Source organism: Acinetobacter sp. (assembly GCF_036666595.1).
Lineage (GTDB): Bacteria > Pseudomonadota > Gammaproteobacteria > Pseudomonadales > Moraxellaceae > Acinetobacter.
In genome coordinates, this window is record NZ_JAVWVO010000054.1 from 1 (window position 1) to 862 (window position 862).

The window sequence follows — 862 nt, forward strand, 5'->3', positions numbered from 1 at the left end:
GTATTTCTTTTTGGCTCTTTCTATAAAATCAGCTATATATGTTAATGTTTCTTGATTAGTTGCTGAAGTAGAATAACGAGTAGCTAAGTTTTTTGCTAAACGTTGTACTTCATCACTAAAATTTTGTGATAAAGATGAAAAGGCAGAAGAATCAATATTTTGATTAGTAACGTGTGACCAAAAGCCCATTATATTTCTCCTATAAAATTAATTATTTCATTCGTGCCTTGATTAGCTCACCAATTGTTCTTGGACCATTATTGGCTGATGTTTGAGTTGAACTTGATTTTGTTTTTAAATTATCAGTAGAAGCCAATACCGCAATAGCTTCGTTTGAGAGAACCGTATCACCCTCATCTTTCATAATGGCATAGATCATTCCATCACGTGGAGCAACAACTTCTAAAACAACCTTATCTGTTTCAATCTGACAAATAATTTGATCTTTACTTACTCTTTCTTCGATTTCTACATGCCAAGTGGCAATTGTTCCATCGGCTACACTTTCTGGAAAGACAGGAGCATTAATTTCAATCAGATCACCTGTTGGTGTTTGTGTGCGATTGGGCTGCTGATCAGAAGCTTTATGAACATTATTGTTTGGTTTAGGTAGCTTCCCAGCCTCTTTCTCTAAAGCTTCAACCACTTTGACTAGATTATCAACATTAATTACAGCCTTGCCACAATACTGCTCATACATGGCTGCAACCAGTTCAACCTGTTCAGGTTTTTCCCAAATACAATGCTGAACCAGCCAGCAATCCCAAATTGAAACAGTACTTTGGCCATTGGTAAAGGCAGAGACTTTCAGCATGTGAACAATCTTACGCCAACGACGATCAGAGACCTGAATCTGATTTTC

The 862-nt window shown here is 36.8% G+C and carries 1 protein-coding gene and 2 pseudogenes; all 3 read right to left on the reverse strand.

The features are described 5' to 3' along the window. On the reverse strand, positions 1-189 hold a 189-nt coding region (locus RR876_RS16670; RefSeq protein WP_332637154.1), incomplete at its 3' end, for a hypothetical protein. Between the two features lie 130 nt (positions 190-319). Continuing rightward, positions 320-538: pseudogene (locus RR876_RS16675) on the reverse strand (biotin/lipoyl-containing protein); the annotation flags it as partial. Between the two features lie 177 nt (positions 539-715). After that, a pseudogene (locus RR876_RS16680) lies at positions 716-853 on the reverse strand (hypothetical protein); the annotation flags it as partial. Between the last annotated feature and the right edge of the window lie 9 nt (positions 854-862).